General features: G+C 72.2%; 10 protein-coding genes. 9 read left to right on the forward strand and 1 reads right to left on the reverse strand.

Going from position 1 to position 14,613, the window contains the following annotated elements:
• Positions 1-29 precede the first annotated feature (29 nt).
• From OWR29_RS01390 to OWR29_RS01405, 4 genes are read left to right on the forward strand one after another with little or no spacing between them, the layout of a single operon-like run.
• Complete coding sequence (locus OWR29_RS01390) at positions 30-776, forward strand: FkbM family methyltransferase (RefSeq protein WP_267560395.1); 747 nt, start codon at positions 30-32, stop codon at positions 774-776.
• Positions 773-2,557, forward strand: a complete 1,785-nt coding sequence (locus OWR29_RS01395; protein ID WP_267560396.1) for a hypothetical protein — start codon at positions 773-775, stop codon at positions 2,555-2,557. Before OWR29_RS01390 ends, OWR29_RS01395 begins: the two co-directional genes overlap by 4 nt.
• Positions 2,506-4,206: an MmpA family trehalose lipid delivery protein gene (locus tag OWR29_RS01400; RefSeq protein ID WP_438872548.1), complete on the forward strand. Its 1,701-nt coding sequence runs from the start codon at positions 2,506-2,508 to the stop codon at positions 4,204-4,206. The genes OWR29_RS01395 and OWR29_RS01400 overlap by 52 nt, the downstream gene beginning before the upstream one ends.
• Positions 4,207-4,241: 35 nt before the next feature.
• Positions 4,242-4,403, forward strand: a complete 162-nt coding sequence (locus OWR29_RS01405; protein WP_267560398.1) for a hypothetical protein — start codon at positions 4,242-4,244, stop codon at positions 4,401-4,403.
• On the opposite strand, the gene OWR29_RS01410 is transcribed toward OWR29_RS01405, so the two are convergent.
• A complete protein-coding gene (locus OWR29_RS01410; protein WP_267560399.1) occupies positions 4,388-5,569 on the reverse strand; it encodes a glycosyltransferase family 4 protein in 1,182 nt (393 codons plus the stop codon). The two genes, OWR29_RS01405 and OWR29_RS01410, sit on opposite strands and share 16 nt — an antisense overlap.
• Before the next feature lie 107 nt (positions 5,570-5,676).
• Between OWR29_RS01410 and OWR29_RS01415 the strand changes: the two genes are divergently transcribed.
• The 5 genes from OWR29_RS01415 (at position 5,677) to OWR29_RS01435 (ending at position 14,579) form a co-directional block, all read left to right on the forward strand.
• Positions 5,677-7,332, forward strand: a complete 1,656-nt coding sequence (locus tag OWR29_RS01415) for a substrate-binding domain-containing protein (RefSeq protein ID WP_267560400.1) — start codon at positions 5,677-5,679, stop codon at positions 7,330-7,332.
• Positions 7,329-11,495, forward strand: coding sequence for an alpha-(1->3)-arabinofuranosyltransferase domain-containing protein (locus OWR29_RS01420; RefSeq protein WP_267560402.1), 4,167 nt, complete (start codon positions 7,329-7,331; stop codon positions 11,493-11,495). Before OWR29_RS01415 ends, OWR29_RS01420 begins: the two co-directional genes overlap by 4 nt.
• Complete coding sequence (locus tag OWR29_RS01425) at positions 11,419-12,171, forward strand: class I SAM-dependent methyltransferase (protein ID WP_267560403.1); 753 nt, start codon at positions 11,419-11,421, stop codon at positions 12,169-12,171. The genes OWR29_RS01420 and OWR29_RS01425 overlap by 77 nt, the downstream gene beginning before the upstream one ends.
• A 98-nt stretch (positions 12,172-12,269) precedes the next feature.
• Positions 12,270-13,316 (forward strand): cell envelope lipid trafficking protein PgfA, encoded by a 1,047-nt coding sequence (gene pgfA / locus OWR29_RS01430; protein WP_267560405.1) that lies wholly within the window; start codon positions 12,270-12,272, stop codon positions 13,314-13,316.
• A gap of 807 nt (positions 13,317-14,123) precedes the next feature.
• A complete protein-coding gene (locus tag OWR29_RS01435; protein WP_267560406.1) occupies positions 14,124-14,579 on the forward strand; it encodes a hypothetical protein in 456 nt (151 codons plus the stop codon).
• Positions 14,580-14,613: the final 34 nt, after the last annotated feature.

Raw genomic sequence — 14,613 nt, forward strand, 5'->3', positions numbered from 1 at the left:
GTGCGAAACAGGCACTATGGTTCGTCACCATGGCCGGCACCCTCTCCACCCACTTGAGCTCGGCACTGCCGTCGCGCACGGTCGCGGCGGCGGTGCGATTCGCCTATCCCCGGGTCGAACCGGAGCTGGCGCGGCTCGCCTCGTACGCGTCACGAGGCGGCACCGCCGTCGATGTCGGCGCCTGGTACGGGCCGTGGACCCGCGGCCTGCGCCGGATCGCCGACCGGGTCGTCGCGATCGAGCCGACGGCCGAGCTGGCCCACAGTGTCGCCACCGCTTTCCCGGACGTGCGGGTGGTCGAGGCGGTCGCCTCCGATCACGCCGGCACGGCCGAGCTGTACCTGCCGCCGGGCGGCCCGGGCACCGGCACCTCGTCGCTCGAGCAGCCGACCGGGCGCGCGGTGACGGTCCGGCGGATCGTCCTGGACGAGCTGGAGCTGACCGACGTCCGGTTCCTGAAGATCGACGTGGAGGGGCACGAGGTGCCGGCGTTGCGCGGCGCCGAGCGCACGTTGCGGCGGGACAAGCCGCTGCTGATCGTCGAGCTCGAGGAGCGGATCCAGCCGGTCGAGCCGGTGCTCGAGCTGCTCGGCGGGTGGGGCTACCGGCCGTACGTGATGCCGTCCGGCCGTTGGATCCCGCTGTCCGAATTCGACCTGATCGGCCATCAGCGCCAGGCCCTGGCCCGGGTCGGGCAGAGCTTCGCCCGCCGGGTGGTGTGGCCGCGTCCGCGCTACGTCAACATGGTCCTGTTCCGCCCGGAGCGCCGCTCGTGAACCGTGTTCTGAGGAATCCCGTCGATGTCGTCGCGGGCGTGCTCATCCTGCTCAGCGTGGCCTGGCGGGCGGTCGTCTCGCACCGGGGCTTCCTGGCCATCGACGACTTCCCGATCATGTCCCAGGCCGACGCGTACGGGCTGGACTTCGAGCATCTGTTCGGGCTCTACAACAACCACTTCATGCCGGGCGGGCGGCTGATCACGCTGGCCGTCGAGCGGCTGGCCGGCTACGACTACACGCCGCTGCTCGTGCTCATGCTGCTGGGCCAGCTCGCCGTCGGGATCGCCTTCTACCGCCTGCTCAAGCTGATGCTGCCGGCCGGGTGGGGGCTGCTGCTGCCGCTCTGCGTACTGGTCTTCAACCCGCTGACCCTCGAGGTCACGGCCTGGTGGGCGGTCGGCGTCAACCTGCTGCCCATGCAGCTCGCGATGATCCTGGCCGTCGGGGCCCAGGTGCGTTACATGCGCACGGGCGACCGCCACCACCTGGTCTCGCTGGCCGCCGCGGTGCTGGTCGGCCTGCTGTTCTTCGAGAAGGTGCTGTTCGCGATCCCGCTCGTGTTCCTGGTCGCGCTCTGCCTGTACGCCCCCGGCGGCCCGATCCGCGCGTTGGTCACGACGATCCGGCGCTGGTGGCAGTCCTGGCTGCTGCTGACCGTCATCGCGCTCGTCTACCTGGGCGCCTACCTGGCCATGTCGACCGCCTCCACGCTGCGGCAACCGTCGTCGGCGGGGGAGGTGGGCACGTTCTTCGGGCAGTACTTCGGCGAAGCGCTGGCCCCCGGGCTGCTCGGCGGGCCGTGGAGCTGGCTGGCCGCGGGCGACGGCACCGCGGTGGTGGCGCCGACGACGGCCGCCCGCTGGGCGTCCTGGATGCTGATGCTGGCGCTGGTGGCCGGGACGATCTGGTGGCGCCGCTGGGTGGCGGTGCGCGCGTGGACCCTGCTGGTGTTGTTCACCGGGCTGGCCGGCGGCCTGCTGGCGGCGACCCGGCTCGGCTCGGGCTTCAGCGGGGTGGCCGGCCTGGTGCCGCGCTACCTGGGCGACGTCATCGTGGTCGCGGCTCTTTGCGTCGGCTTCGCGATATGCGGCCTGCGGCGGACTGACGACACTGTTGAAGAGCGCCGGGCGCCGGTGCCGTTGGCGGCGGCGGCCGCGGTTCTGCTGCTCGCCAGTAGCGTCCTCAGCAGCGTCGACTTCTCGTCCGACTGGTCCGAGAAATCCGGGCGCGACTACCTCCGTACCGCGCAAGCCGATCTTTCCATGGCCGAGGCGGGCACCGTCTTCATGGATCAGCCGGTGCCCGAGGAGGTGGTGCCGAGCATGTCGAGCCCGTGGAACATGCAGTCGCGGTTCTTCGGCCCGCTCGAGAAGGAGCCGGTCTTCGTCACCGAGGCCCAGCGGCTGTCCATCTTCGACGCCTCGGGGCACATCCGCCCGGCCTGGGTCGACGGCGTGCGGGCCGAGCCCGGCCCGGTGAAGGGCTGCGGCTACCAGGTGACCAAGGGCCGCACGGTCCGCATCCCGCTGCAGTCCGAGGTCGTCGACTACTGGCAGGTGCTGCGGATCGGCTATCTCAGCGACAAGGAGACCACGGCCACGGTCCAGGTCGGGGACCACCCGGCCCGCACGTTCGCGGTGCGCCGCGGCCTGAACGCGATGTTCGTCCTGATGCTGGCCGGCGGCGACGAGGCGACCCTGAAGGCCGACGACCCGGCGGCCAACATCTGCACCGACGAGATCGAGATCGGCACGCTGGTGCCCCAGCCGGTCGGGTGAGAACGCACGCCGTCGCCGGCGCGGTCACCGCGGTCGTCCTGGCCCCGCTGGCCTGGCCCGGCTACGCGCTGCGGTACGACATGGTGTTCGTGCCGCGGCAGCCGCTGAACTGGGAGATGCTGGCCCCGGCGGACTCGCTGCCGCGGGCGGTGCCGCTGGACGCGCTGGTGTCGCTGGCCAACGTGGCGATCCCGGGCTGGCTGCTGCAGCGGATCGTGCTGGTGGCGGTGGTCTATCTGGCCGCGCTCGGGGCGGCCCGGTTGATGCCGGCCGCGCGCACCGGGCCGCGGCTGGTGGCGGCTCTCGCGTACGCGTGGACGCCCTTCCTGGCCGAACGGCTGCTGCTCGGGCAGTGGGCACTGCTTCTCGCGTACGCCGCCCTGCCCTGGCTCGTCTCGGCCGCCCGCGACGTGCGCGACCACCGTCCGGGCGGGCTGCCCCGGCTGGTGCTCGCGTCCGCGCTCGCGGCCGTGACGCCCACCGGCGGGCTGATCGCGCTGGCCGCCGTCCTGGTGCTGCTGCCGCTGCGGTCGCGGGCCACCTGGATCGCATTTGTGTCGGTGGCCGGGCTCAACTTGCCGTGGCTGGTGGCCGCGCTGACCGGGCCGGCCGGCGGCGTCTCCGATCCCGAGGGGGTGCCCGCCTTCGCCGCCCGGGCCGAGAACTGGGCCGGCGCCTGGTGGTCGCTGGCCGGCACCGGTGGACTGTGGAACGCCTCGACCGTGCCGGCCAGCCGCGCCTCGGTGCTGACGCCCGTGGTGACGTTGCTGCTGCTCGCCATCGCGGCGGTGGGTCTGCCGCTGCTGCGCCGCCGCCTGCCCGGTCTGACCGACCGGTTGCTGATTCTGGCCGCGGGCGGATTCGTGCTGGCTGCCCTGGGCTCCGGGCCCGGTGAGCCCCTGCTGGAGTGGGTGGTCGGGCACGTGCCGGGCGGCGGACTGCTGCGCGACGGGCAGAAGTTCCTCATCCCGTACGCGTTGATCCTCGCCCTGGCCTTCGGGGCCGGCGCCGAGCGGCTGGCCGGCGCCCTGGCCCGCCGCTTCGAGCCGTCGGCGGGCCGGGTGCTGCTGGGCGGGCTCCTGCTGCTGCCCGTGGCGGTCATGCCCGATCTGGCCTTCGGCGGCCTCGGCGCGCTCAAGCCGGTCCACTACCCGGCCGACTGGGACGCCGTGGCCCGGCAAGTAGCCGCAGCGCCCGGCGACGTGCTCTCGCTGCCGTTCGAGGGCTACCAGAGCTATTCCTGGACGGACGGCGTGGTGGTGCGCGACCCGGCGCCCCGCTACCTGGACGCCCCGGTGCTGATCAACGACGCCCTGCGTGTCGGAACCGTGACCGTCGACGGGGAGAGCCCGCGCGCGGCCGAGGTCCAGCGGCATCTCGCGGCCGGCCGGCCCGCCGCCGAACTGGGCTTCCGCTGGGTGCTGGTGCGCGTCGGCGCGGGGGCCGGACCGCCCGCCGAAGTCCTGGCTGGACTCCGGCCCGCCTATGCGGGAGAGTATCTGCAGCTCTGGTCGAACTCGTCGGTAACATCCACTTCACCAGCGAACTTCGACCGGCGTATATTCGCGCTGGCCGCCCACGCGGCCTTCGCCGTAGTCGTGATCTTCTATGCGCTCGCGCTCCTGCGGACGCGGCGAAGATCATGGTAGGGTCCGCCAACTCGAACCGGGGAGGGAGAAAAAGCATGGCCAAGCTGGCAACGATCGTTGTCGCCCTGGTCGCCGGGGGCATTCTCGGCGCCGTGGGCATCATCGCCACCATGGGCGCGGTCAACCCGTCCGCCGACCGCGTCGCCCAGACGAGCGAGATCGTCGATCCCGCGACGAGCGTCTACGGAACCCGCTGACCCGACTTCCCCGGCTGAGCCGCGGGAAGGTGCCCGGCGACCACCTGGGCGAAGGCCTCACCGGTCATCGCCCAGGTGAAGCGCCGGGCGTACGAGGCGGCGGCGCAGCCCATGCTCGCCCTCCGCTGAGCGTCCAGCAGCAGCTCGCGGGTGGCCCGGAAGAAGTCGAACTCGTCCTCGACCAGCACGCCGGTCTCCCCGTCGGCCATCGCGTCGACCACGCCGCCCGCGGAGCGGAAAGCCACCGACGGCGTGCCCCGCGCGCCGGCCTCCACGATGGTCAGTCCCCAGCCCTCCTTGATCGAGGGCTGCAGCATCAGCCACGAGCCGCACAGCAGCTCGTGCTTGTGCTCCTCGGTGATGAAACCGGCGAACCGCACGTGCTTCTCGATGTCCAAGTCTTCCGCGAGCTGGCGCAGCGGCTCGTCCCACCACCCGTGCCCGGCGACCACCAGCTCGATGTCGGGCATCTCGGTGGCCAGCAGCGCGGTCGCCCGCATGGCCAGCTCGACCCGCTTGTGCGGAACCAGGCGTCCGAGAACGATCAGGCTGGGGTGCAGCGTGCGCGGCACCTCGGGACCGACCACGGCGGACGTGCCGTTGTGGATGACGGTGATCCGGTGCCGGTCGACGCCGAGGCCGGTCAGCTCGCCCCGGGTCGACTCCGAGACCGTGACGTAGCGGCACCGGCGGTAGACCCGGACGGCCAGCTTGGACTCGATCCACCAGCCGATCCGGGCCACCCGGGGGCTGAACAGCACCGGCCACTGCTCCCGGTGCACGTGGTGCACCAGCGCGATCACCGGCCGCCGGGCGTAGAGCTTGCTGAGGAACGGGATGCCGTTGCCGACGTCGACGATGACGTCCGGGCGGCCCAGTCGGCGCCGCGACAACGGACCGATTCCGAACAGGCCCGCGAGGTAGATCAACGCCGCGAAGAGGTATACGGTGTGCCGACCGCCGCGGCGGACGATCCGGAGGCCGTCCGGGTTCGTCTCCTCGGCCGGCGCCACGCCGTAGGCCTGACAGACGAGGGTCGCGCGGTAGCCCCGGGAAACCATTTCGGCGGCCACCCGCTCGAGGAACACCTCCGAACCGCCCCCCTCCGGGTGGGCAGTGTCCCGCCAGTTCAGGAACAGTACGTGGGCGCCGAAGACATCGGTCATGGTCTACTCGTTCACACCCCTACTGGCGAGTACGATTCACGGTCGCGTCACATTAGGGCAGCCTGCCGAGAAACCGCAACGCCTTCGTCGATGGAGGGAAGAGACCAGTGGCCGACGGGAGTCTCCGCGCGCGACCGGAGTTCTGGCCGGTCACGCTGCTGAGCGTCGCGCTGGTCGCCGTGCTCGGCGGATGGAGTGCCATCTCCTATTTGGAGCGCACTCGCAGCGACCCCGGCTGCGCCGAGCGCACGACCCTGCGGGTCGCCGCCGCGCCGAGCGTGGCCCCGGCCGCCGAGACGGTCGCCGAGCGGCTGGCCGGGCGCGAGACCTGCCTGACCGTCGTCGTCGAGGCCCGCCCGTCGGCCGACGTCCTGCGTGACCTGTCCAGGACCGATCCGGCGTCGGCCGCGCCCACCTCGGCCCCGGCCGCCACGCCGGCGCCCGACGTGTGGCTGCCCGAGTCGACGCTGTGGCTGCGGCGGGCCCGGGCGGCCGGCGCGTTCCAGGTGCCGGCCGAGGGCGTGTCCGTCGCCTCGACCCCGGTCGTGCTGGCCCTGACCAGCGCCACGGCCGCCCGGCTGAGCCGCAGCGGCGCGCTGAACTGGACCCGGTTGGTGGCCGACGCGAAGGCGCCGGTGCCGGTGGCGCTGCCCGACCCGGCGATCAGCCCGCTCGGCTTCGCGGCGCTGGTCGGCATCCGGGCCCTGGCCGCCAAGACCCGGCCCGACGACGTGGCGGCCGGCGCGGCGGCGATCATGCGCCGCCTGGCCCCGGACACGGTGTCGGACGGCGCCGGGAAACCCGCCGGATCGGGCGCGGTCGTCAGCACCGAGCAGGCCGTGCTCAGCGGTCCGGGCCAGGTGGCGGTGTATCCGCCGGCCGCGCTGCCCGGCCCCGACTACCCGTACGCCGTTCTCGGTTCGGGCGAAGCGAGCGAAGGCGCGGCCTCGTTCCTGCGCGCGCTGCTCGCCGCCGAGGGCGCCCGGACCATGACCGGCAACGGTTTGCGGACCCCGGACGGGCGGGCCCCGGACGGCATCACCGCCGCCACCAAGGTGCGCACCGGCGTCTACGCGCCCGCCCGGCTGCCCGACGACACCACCGCCCTGAACCTGGTCAACGCGTGGGGCGGGGTGCACATCAGCGCCCGGATGCTGGCCGTCTTCGACATCTCGGGCTCGATGGCGGCGCAGGTGCCGGGCTCGTCGGCGACGCGGCTGTCGGCCACCGTGGCGGCCGCCCAGGGCGGGGCCAAGCTGCTGCTGGGCACCACCGAGATCGGCATCTGGGAGTTCTCGACCAACCTCACCGACGGGCGCGACTACCGCGAGACGGTGCCGGTCGGCCCGGTCGGCCCGCGCCGCGCGCAGATCATCGAGCAGCTGGGCCGGATGCGGGTCAAGCCGAACGGGGGCACCGGCCTCTACGACACCACGCTGGCCGCGTACCGGGACGCCACCCGCAACTGGACGCCGGGCCGGATCAACATGGTGCTGATCCTGACCGACGGGCGCGACGACGACCAGCGCGGCATCAAGCGCGAGGTGCTGCTGCGCGAGCTGGGCGGCCTGGTCGACCGCAAGCGCCCGGTGCCGATCCTGTTCATCGGCGTCGGCCCCGAGATCGACCCGGACGAGTTGCAGCAGATCGCCCGAGCCACCGGCGGCCAGGTGGCGCTGACCAAGGAGCCGTCCGGCATCCGCCAGATCTTCTTCACCGCGCTGGCCGAGTTCAGCTGCCTGCCGCCGAAGTGCCGCCGATGACCGCCGTCGCCGAGCGCCCGCGCCGCCTGGCCGTCGCCGCCGGGGCCGTGCTGCTGATTGTCCTGGCCTTCCTGCAGCGGCCGGGGCGCACCACCTTCGACACCAAGCTCGACCTGGCCGAGAACCCGATCGGCTTCATGGCGCGCTCGCTGCACCTGTGGAACCCGTGGGCCACCTCGGGCGAACTGCAGCAGCAGGCGTACGGCTACCTGTTCCCGATGGGCCCGTTCTTCGCGGCCGGCGACCTGCTCGGCGTGCCGCCGTGGATCACCCAGCGGGTCTGGTGCGCGCTGCTGTTCTGCGCCGCCTACTTCGGCGTGCTGCTGCTGGCCCGGGCCATGCGGATCGGCAACGACACCGGCCGGATCATCGGCGCCCTGGCCTACGCGCTGGCGCCCCGCATGCTCACCGAGATCGGGCCGCTCTCGTCCGAGATGCTGCCGGTCGTCGTGCTGCCCTGGGTGATGCTGCCGCTGGCGTCCGTACGCCGGATAGGTTCGGCCCGGCGCGCGGCGGCACTCTCCGCCCTGGCCGTGATCTTCATGGGCGGCATCAACGCCGCCGCCGTCGTGATGGCCCTGGTGCTGCCCGGCGTCTATCTGCTGACCCGGCCCTGGAACCGGGACATGGTCAAGCTGACCGCGTGGTGGACGGTCTTCGTCACGCTGGCCGCCCTGTGGTGGATCATCCCGCTGTTCCTGTTCGGCCAGTACAGCCTGCCGTTCCTGGACTACATCGAGTCCTCCGCGACCACCACCGCGATCACCTCGCTGTTCCAGGCGATCCGCGGCACCAACCAGTGGAGCGGCTACATCGTCCAGGGTGAGCCGTGGTGGCCGGCCGGCTGGATGCTGGTCGACCGGCCGGTGCTGATGGCCGCGACCGCGCTGGTGGCCGCCGTCGGCCTGGCCGGGCTGGCCCTGCGCGGCCTGCCCGAGAAGCGGTTCCTGGTCTTCGGCATGCTGACCGGCCTGACCCTGCTGACCATGGGCTACGTCGGCACCATGGACAGCCCGTTCGCGCCGCTGATGCGCGACCTGCTCGACGGCCCGCTGGCCCCGCTGCGCAACGTGCACAAGTTCGAGCCGGTGCTGCGCCTGCCGATCGCGCTCGGCCTGACCTATGTGGCCAGCCGGGCGGTCGTCCTGCGCCGGCTGCGTCTGCGGCTGCCGGCCGCTCCGGTGGTGGCCGCGTTGCTGCTGGCCGCGATCGCCCCGGCCTGGCTGTTCGTGCTGCGCCCCGGGCCGGGCTGGTCGCAGGTGCCCGGCTACTGGAGCCAGGCCACCTCGTGGCTGCACGACCAGGACGCCCAGGCCCGTACGCTGGTCGTGCCCGGATCCGGCTTCGCCCAGCACTCCTGGGGCCGTACGGTCGACGAGCCCATCCAGCCGCTGGCCGAGGCGCCGTGGTCGACCCGGCACCAGATCCCGCTCGGCTCCGAGGGCAACATCCGGGTCATGGACACCGTCGAGCAGGTGCTGGCCCAGGGTCGCGGATCGCCCGCCCTGGCCGACTTCCTGGCCCGCTCCGGCTACCGCTACCTGCTGGTGCGTCACGACCTCGACCGGTCGGCCTCGGGCGCCCCGCCGATCGCGGTCGTGCGCCGGGCCATCACCGGCTCGCCCGGCCTGGTGCCGGCGGCCTCGTTCGGCCCGCAGGTGGGTGCGGCCGGGGCGGCGCCCAGCCCGGTCGACGCGAGCGTCTCGGTGCCGGCCATCGAGATCTTCGAGGTCGACCGCCCGGTGCCGACCGTCTCGGCCACCGCGGTCAAGGACGTGCCGACGGTCAGCGGCGGGCCGGAATCCCTGCTCGGCGTGCTCGAACAGGGCCTGGTGAACGGCGCCCAGCCCACGGTGCTGGCGGGCGACCTCGACGCGGCCGGCTTCACCGGGCCGCGCATCGTGACCGACGGGCTGCGGCGGCGCGAGCTCAACATCGGCCGGATGCGCGATAACGTCAGCCAGACCCTGACGGCCGACGAGAAGACCCGCCAGGGCCGCGTACGCAGTGACTTCCTGCCCTTCGACGCCGACGGCCACCAGACGGTCGCCGCGTACCAGGGTGTGCGCTCGGTGCGGGCGTCCAGCAGCGAGAGCTTCGCCGACTCGTTCGGCCCGAGTGACCCGTCCGGGCTGCCGTTCGCGGCGCTCGACGGCGACGTGTCGACGGCGTGGCGCTCCGACGCCTACCAGTCCGCGGTGGGGCAGTGGCTCGAGGTGAAGCTGGAGACGCCGCAGCGGGTGACCGAGGTGACCGTCGACTTCGCCGACGACCTGCGCGTCGCGGCCCCGGTGGCGGCCGTGCGGCTGACCACCGACCAGGGCGTGGTCGATCGCGTCGTCCCGGCCGGCCCCGGGAAGCACCAGCTCTCCACCTTGCCCGGTCTGACCACGACCGTACGGGTCACCGTGCTGGCCCTGCAGCCCGGCTACTCCGGTGCGGTGGCCCTGCGTGAGCTCGGCATCCCCGGTCTGGACGCCCAGCGCGGCCTGCGGGTGCCGGCCGACGTCCCGGCCGGCGCGACCGCGGTCTACGCGTTCGAGCGGGCCCCCCAGCAGCGCGGCGCCTGCTACCCGGCCGGCGAAGTCGTGCGCTGCGACCAGTTCCTGGCCCGCTCGGGCGAGGAGCCGCTGGGCCTCGACCGGTTTTTCACCACCACTGCCACCGCGAACTACACGTTGCGCCTGACCGCCCAGCCCCGGCCCGGCGGCACGCTGCCGCTGACCCGGCCGGTGTCGGCCTCGGCCTCCTCGGTGCTGACCGGCGACGTCACGGCCGGCGCGCACGCGGCGGTCGATGGCGACCCGTCCACCGCCTGGCTGGCCGAGCCCACCGACGAGACGCCGACCCTGCGGCTGTCGTGGGCCAAGCCCCGCCGGCTGGACCGGGTGCGCCTGGTCGTCCCGGACGCGCCGGTCGCGGCCAAGCCGACCCAGGTGCTGATCACCACGCCGAGCTTCAAGACAGTGGTTCCGGTGGGCGACGACGGCCTGGTGGTGTTCCCGGCCGTCACCACGAAACAGCTCGCCATCGCGATCACCGGCAGCCAGGAGGTCGTGGCCGACGCTCGCGGCAACGGCTGGCCCGCGCCGGCCGGTGTGGCCGAGGTCGAGGTGCCCGCGTTCGGCAAGCTGATCACCCCGGCCGCCGACAGCACACCGCTGCTGACCCGCTGCGGGACGGGGCCGAGCGTCGAGATCGACGGGGTGTCCTACCCGACCTCGGTCGCGGGCACGCTGGGCGACGTGCGGGCCGGGCGCGCGCTCAAGGTGACCGTGTGCGACGACTTCGTGAGCGAATCGGTGCCGTTGCCGGCCGGTGAGCACCGGCTGCGGACGGTGCCTTCGGCGGCGTACGTCATCGACTCGGCCACCCTCGCCCGGGGCAAAGCCGCGGCGGTGACCGAGCGACCCGTCGAGGTCGACCGGTGGGAGCCGACCGACCGGCGCGTCGCCGTCGGCAACGGCGTGGAATCGCTGCTGCTGGTGCACGAGAACTACAACGCGGGCTGGACGGCCGATCTGGGCGGGCAGAAACTGCGCGCCGTACGCGTCGACGGCTGGCAGCAGGCCTTCGTGGTTCCGGCCGGCGCCGGCGGCAGCGTGACGCTCGAGTTCACCCCCGACCGCCCCTACCGCCTGGGCCTCGCCGTCGGCGCCGCCTGCATCCTGCTGGTGCTGCTGATGGCCCTCATTCCGGTACGCGGACGCCGGCTCAGCCGGAACTGGCCGCCGCAGGGCTGGATGTTCCGGGGCGTGCCGGGCGGAGCCGGATGGATGGTCGTGCCGCTGCTGGCGCTGGCCGTCGTCCTCGGCGGGGCGGCCGGCGCGTCGCTGCTGCTGGCCATGCTCATCGTGCGCCAGGTGTTCCCCCGAGCACTGCCGGGCATCGCTTTCACCTGCGCCGGGGCGGGCTTCGCGGTCGCCGTCGGCGGGCGCCTGCTCGGCCACGGTCAGGAATGGGCGTACGGCGCCTGGGTGCAGTTGGCCATGCTGGCGGCCGTCTGCGCGGTGGCGGCCACCGCCGCGCCGTCCAGCCGCCGTCGTAAGGATCCGGCGCCGCCGGTCGAGTCCACGGAGGAAATCGTTGGCACCCCACCAGGCGACGCTGAGCCGGTCGATCTCGCTGTTCCGCGCGTTCCTGGTGGAGCAGTCCGACCCTGACCGGTTCTACTCCGAGCTCGCCGGGGACTCGGTGCGCCAGCTGGCCTCCTACGTGGAGCTGGACGGGGCCCGGGTGCTCGATGTCGGCGGTGGGCCGGGCTACTTCGGCAACGAGTTCGAGAAGGCCGGCGCCACGTACCACGGGCTCGACCCGGCGGTCGGCGACTTCGCCGCGTCCGGGGCCGAGGTGCGCGGCATGGTCCGGGGCAGCGGCACCGCCCTGCCGATCAGGTCGGGCTCGGTCGACGTCTGCTACTCGTCCAACGTCCTCGAGCACGTGGCCGAGCCCGAGGCCATGCTCGACGAGATGACGCGGGTGACCAAGCCGGGCGGCACGATCTTCGTTTCGTACACGCCGTGGCTGTCCCCGCACGGCGGCCACGAGACCGGGCCGTGGCATCTGCTGCTCGGCGGCAAGGGCGCCCGGCGCCGCTACGTTCGCCGCAACGGCCAGGAGCCCAAGAACCGCATCGGCGAGACGCTGTTCGCCATCAGCGCGGCCCGGAGCATGCGCTGGACGAACGCGGCGCGCCGGGCCGGGGCGGTCACGATCATCGATGTGCTTCCCCGGTACCATCCGCGCTGGGCCTGCTGGGTGGCCCGGGTGCCACTCCTCCGCGAGGCCTTGACGTGGAACTTCACGGTCGTGTTGCGACGCTGCGCAACAACCGAATAATTCTGCGTTTCAACAAGATGCCGTTCAGGGGTCGCTTCCGGACCTACTGAGTAGTAACCTTCCGCCAACTCCGTCTTTCCCCACCTCGTGGAGGCACCATGAAGTCCCGTGTCCTCGGCGCCGCGCTCTTCGGTCTCGGTGTTCTGGCGTTGGTGTTCGCCGCCGGGCTGGCCTTCGTCGTGGCACCCACTGTGGAACAACTGCCCTACGACATGAAGCCCACGCAGTCGGTCGCCGTGGCCCCCAACGCGCGCTTCCTGCAGATCACCAGCGGCAAGGCCGAGGTGGTGGAGGGCGTGGAACTGCGCTCGACGATCACCGTGACGCCCGATGCCAAGACCACCTCGGAACTGAGCGAGCCGCTGGACGGCGACGCGGTCGTCTGGCTGGTCGGCCAGCAGGTCATGCGGACCGACACCAACACGCTGATCAGCGCGTACAGCACGTCGCTGGCCATCGACCGCAAGTCCGCGGCCGCCCAGCCGTGGGACAAGGCGTGGCTCGACACCGGCAACAACCAGGAAGCGGTCCAGTACTCGGGCCAGATCTACAAGTTCCCCTTCGCCACCGAGAAGAAGGACTACGAGATCTACGACCGGGACATCCTGGCCGCCCGCCCGGCCAAGTTCACGGGCACCGAGAAGATCGAAGGCCTCGAGGCGTACCAGTTCACCCAGCAGATCAGCGACGAGGTGCAGAAGCTCCCGGCCGACCGGCTCCAGGTGCTGACCTCCCAGCTGCTGAAGGGGGCCAAGACCGGCGAGGTGCGCTACAGCAACACGCGTACGGTGTGGGTCGAGCCCACCACCGGCCAGTACCTGAAGGTGCAAGAGAAGCAGAGCAAGAACCTGGTCGGCGACAACGGCCAGTCGGTCTCGATCCTCGACGCCACCTTCACCTACACCGACGACACCATCAAGAGCGCCGCCGACACCTCGGGCGACAACCGCCAGAAGCTCAACCTGGTCGGCCTGTGGGGCCCCATCATCCTGGCCGTCCTCGGCGCCATCCTCATCATCGCGGCCCTGTTCCTGCTCAGCCGCCGCCCGGCCGTTGCGGGCCACAACGCCCGCCATTCGGCCTCAACCCACGACGACGTCGACGCCACGGTCGACACCAGCAAGGCCGCCCACAAGGCGGAGTAACCCCGCTTCTGCGTTTCTGGTCGCCCCCTGTGCCACCCCGGCACAGGGGGCATGCCCATCCGATGCGCAAGGTCATCGCCACCCTGAACCTCTCGCTCGACGGGGGCCAGGCGTTGCGAACACCCGCTTGTGGAGGCTCGGGTCGCCGCCATGCTCCTTGGCTGAACCTGTTTCTCGACAACGTGCCGGCCCGCTCGACGACATGCACGGCGGGATTCACGCGGTGCGGCCCGCGACGCCGACCTGTGGAGACGCCGGGGTAGGCGAGAGTGCCGTCGGCGATTGCCTCATGGCCCACCCTCGTCACTATCCTGCGAATCGCCCCCTTCACCGCCGGCAGTTGCCGAATTCCCGCCAGTCGGTGGCGCTGCGAACACCGCTTTCCCACGCGCTGCGTGGATTGCTCATGCGGAGGAGGCCAGCGGTCGCGCCTCGAGAACTTCCCAACCAGCACTCACGTGACGGTTGGCGAGTCGCCGGCCCTCTTCATCGAGGCGGGCGCTGGTCCAGCCGGCGTCGGCGCTGGTCGGCCTCGCCCCGGCCGGGGATGACCAGCAGGACGCGGACTGCTTCCGCCCGCACCGGCGCCGCCTGTGCATATCTGGCTCGCGTCGACGGCTGAATCTGTGGACAACCGCCGAACATTGTCGGGCCGGACTGCTTAACTCTGCCCCACCCAGTGCTGGGGTGGGGGTGGTCCGCGGACGTCTACTGCGCACTGATAAGCAGCCTGTCCGCGGAGCGGGGACCGACCCGGTCGCGCGACGCGGGACCGAGCCGGCCGTGACCAGTGCTTCAATCTGGCGCATGAGTGATGATCGGGCTTGGCTTCAGGCGCTCTCCGTCGAGGACCGTCGGCGTGCGGAGCAGATCTTGACCACCCTGGACGAGTGGGGATGCGACGATCCCCGGGCTTGGGCGGAGTCCGAGATCAGCGAGAACCGTCCCCAGCTGGCTCGCTACCGGTTCCTGCGGGCGATCTGGCCCGAGATGATCGACAGCTGGCGTGACGGTGTCGGCAACATTCCCGCGGCCAGGCGCGTTGTCGAAGCCGGTGGCAGCCCTCAGGACGTGGCCCGGCTGGCCCGTGCGGTCGCCTACGAGACGGCCTTCGCCCTGCTCGCCCGCCTCGCGGAGGAAGGCCGCCCCGGGTGGGCGCTGGTCGAGACCGGCCCGGACGGCCATCCCACCGGGCGTCACCTCGACGCGTTGCACGAAGACCTTCTCACGTTGGACACGTCCGGCCGGGACCTCTGGACCTGAGACGTCACCACCCCGAGTCGTCCCCGAAAGCTGG

It is taken from the genome of Paractinoplanes pyxinae, assembly GCF_026626335.1.
GTDB classification, from domain to species: Bacteria; Actinomycetota; Actinomycetes; order Mycobacteriales; family Micromonosporaceae; genus Actinoplanes; species Actinoplanes pyxinae.

Coding starts and splice junctions, on each gene's coding strand:
- OWR29_RS01390 (WP_267560395.1), top strand. CDS start 30: ATGGCCGGCACCCTCTCCACCCACTTGAGCTCGGCACTGCCGTCGCGC.
- OWR29_RS01435 (WP_267560406.1), top strand. CDS start 14,124: ATGAGTGATGATCGGGCTTGGCTTCAGGCGCTCTCCGTCGAGGACCGT.
- OWR29_RS01405 (WP_267560398.1), top strand. CDS start 4,242: ATGGCCAAGCTGGCAACGATCGTTGTCGCCCTGGTCGCCGGGGGCATT.
- OWR29_RS01410 (WP_267560399.1), bottom strand. CDS start 5,569: ATGACCGATGTCTTCGGCGCCCACGTACTGTTCCTGAACTGGCGGGAC.
- OWR29_RS01420 (WP_267560402.1), top strand. CDS start 7,329: ATGACCGCCGTCGCCGAGCGCCCGCGCCGCCTGGCCGTCGCCGCCGGG.
- pgfA (WP_267560405.1), top strand. CDS start 12,270: ATGAAGTCCCGTGTCCTCGGCGCCGCGCTCTTCGGTCTCGGTGTTCTG.